Genomic DNA, 2,528 nt, shown 5'->3' on the forward strand with positions numbered 1-2,528 from the left:
GGTGTGGCCGCAGGTAAAAGCGTAGTGGCGGCGCTCGGAGCCTGGCTGGTGTTCGAGGACGAGGCCGGGGTCTCGATGACGCCGGCGCGGGCCCGCACCTGGGGACGCCGTGGCCGAACGCCCGTCGTCCGGGTGCGTGGCCGCTCCCGCCGACGGGTCTCCATCGCCGCCCTGACCTGCTACAAGGCCGGTGAGCGGTCCCGGCTGATCTACCGGCCCAGGCTGGATGACGGGCAGGGCCGGAGCAAGGGCCGCAAGAGCTTCGCCTGGAGCGACTACCGTGACCTGATCGTCGCGGCGCACAACCAGCTGGACGGTCCGATCGTCCTGATCTGGGACAACCTGAACACCCACCTGGCCGCCGGCATGAAGGAGTTCATCGCCGCCCAGGACTGGCTCACCGTTTGCCAACTGCCCCCGTACGCACCCGACCTCAACCCGGTCGAGGGCGTCTGGTCGCTGCTGCGTTGCGGCTTCCTGGCCAACGTCGCGTTCGCCGATCCATGCCACCTCGTGCGGACAGTCAGGCGCGGCTTACGGAAGATCCAGTACCGGCCGCAGCTCATCGACGGCTGCCTGACCGCAACCGGCCTACTCGTCACCCCACCGCTACCGGGCTGAAGTGCCTGTTGCGGCCGAGACCTCGTGCTCTAGCCTGGCGGAAGCAGCGCAGGGACGGGCAGAGGTCGAGCGCAGCGCCGGACGGTGGGCCGGTGGCGGCGCGGCCGGTCAGCGGGGGTCGTCCGGGCGGTGGACGCTGAGGCTGCCGTATGCCGACAGCGCGCCGGCCAGGTCGCCGGGCGCGTGCCGCAGCGTGGCGTCCAGGAAGGCGAGCGTGGTTGCGGCGACGACGCGGGGGCTCCCGGTGCGGCCCAGGGAGCCGACGATCGAGGGCACTGGCGGCAGGTACAGCGGGCCGTCCATGAAGGTGAGGTGGGCGGCGCCGGGGACGGTGAGCCGGTAGCTCGTCGCGGTGTCGGATGCGAGGGCCTCAGTGAGGCGGGGCAGGTATCGCGGGTCGGTGCTCGGGGTGATGGCCTGGGTGAGTGCGAGCACCGGCTGGTGGAGGGCCGGGGAGGCGGGGCCGTGCGGGTAGCCGTCCAGGTCGATGACGGCGGCGAACCGGGGGTCCTGCCGGGCTGCCTGCAGGGCGGCGGCACCGCCCATGGAGTGGCCGGTCACCACGGCCCGGCCGGTGTCCAGACGTCCGGCCAGCGGGTCGCGTCCGGTCGACGGGTCACTTCCGACCAGCGGGGCGGCGATCGCGCCGCGGTCCAGGCCCTCCAGCTGGGTGAGGACGAAGCCGAGGTCCGCGGCCCTGACGGCCGTCCAGCCGGCCGCGAGCTCCTCGTCCGCGTCCCGGTCGCCGGTGGAGGCGGTCGCGGCGCGGATCGTCCGGCCGTCGTCCAGGACGACCGCCGCGGAGTCGTACAGGTGGTCGAGGGCGGCCACCACGTAGCCGTGGCTGGCCAGTTCCTCCGCCCAGGCGGTGTTCTGGGTGCGCACCCCGCCCGCTCCGGGAGAGAACAGCACGACAGGGAACCGTTCGCCCCCACCGGCCACCGGGGCGTTGAAGACCGCGTGGGTGCGGGCCTGTAGTACGCCGTCGACCAGGAAGCCGGGCAGGCCGACGGCACTGGCCAGGGCATCGGAGACGGTGCGCGCCTCCTGCTCTGTGCGTCCGAGGTACTGGGCCCGCTGCGCGCCCGCGGGGCTCTTCTGCGCGGGGTACCAGAGCTGGACCACGACCGTGCGCCGGTCGTCCGGGTCGGCGGTGAAGGTCTCGGGGCGGTTCGGGTCGGTCCACTGCATCACCCGGGTGCCGACGGCGAAGGAGCCCGACGGCTCGGGGAACACGGGCACGGGAAACGCCCAGGCGGCCACCGGCCCGGCGGCGATCAGGCCGAGGCAGGCCACCGACCCCGGCAACGCCAGCCACCATCGCGCCCGCCACGCCCGCCGGCCGGGACGGCGCCGGAGCGTTCGGAGCAGCGGGGAGAGGGCGAACGGCAGCGCGACGGCACCACCCACCAGCACCGGCAGCAACTGCCAACGGATCCCCACCACACCCAGCACGATCACGGACAGCACGAACACCGCCCCCGCCGCGATCGTGACGCGCGGACGGGCGGCAGGGGAAAGCCAGCGCGCCACCACCAGCGCGACGGCGCCCAGCACGGCAAGGAACTCCGGAAGGGACATGGACAGTCCCGCGATTGTCTCGGTCACCCCGCCATCCTCGAAGCGGCGCACACGGTGGCACATCGGCCCGCGGTCTCCGGCGCATGCCACCCCAGTCGCAAACGGACACCTCGAAAGGGCGGCCGTTGTGCGACCGCAGGAGGTACCCGGGCTCCTCCTGCGGTCGTACTCCGGCGCGGTGTCCTCCGACGGCGGACGCATGTGCGCCGCCGCCCCCGCCACCTACCGTGGCAGGACGGAGCACGGCAACGCGGGGACGCAGGGGGCCGCGGGCCCTGTCCCGTGGCGGCCCGGCTCCGGCCGTACGCGGCGGCGGCCCCGGCCCG

3 protein-coding genes are annotated in these 2,528 nt (G+C 73.9%); 2 read left to right on the forward strand and 1 reads right to left on the reverse strand.

Annotated elements, in window-relative coordinates:
- On the forward strand, positions 1–621 hold a 621-nt coding region (locus tag BEK98_RS46855), incomplete at its 5' end, for a transposase (protein ID WP_425276672.1).
- Between the two features lie 108 nt (positions 622–729).
- On the opposite strand, the gene BEK98_RS46860 is transcribed toward BEK98_RS46855, so the two are convergent.
- Complete coding sequence (locus BEK98_RS46860; RefSeq protein WP_094222910.1) at positions 730–2,265, reverse strand: alpha/beta hydrolase family protein; 1,536 nt, start codon at positions 2,263–2,265, stop codon at positions 730–732.
- A 64-nt stretch (positions 2,266–2,329) separates the two neighbouring features.
- Here BEK98_RS46860 and BEK98_RS49700 point away from each other — a divergent pair.
- Positions 2,330–2,528: hypothetical protein (locus tag BEK98_RS49700; protein ID WP_208643437.1), on the forward strand; the 199-nt coding region annotated here is incomplete at its 3' end.

Origin of the sequence: Streptomyces diastatochromogenes, assembly GCF_002242805.1 — a bacterium.
GTDB classification, from domain to species: domain Bacteria; phylum Actinomycetota; class Actinomycetes; order Streptomycetales; family Streptomycetaceae; genus Streptomyces; species Streptomyces diastatochromogenes.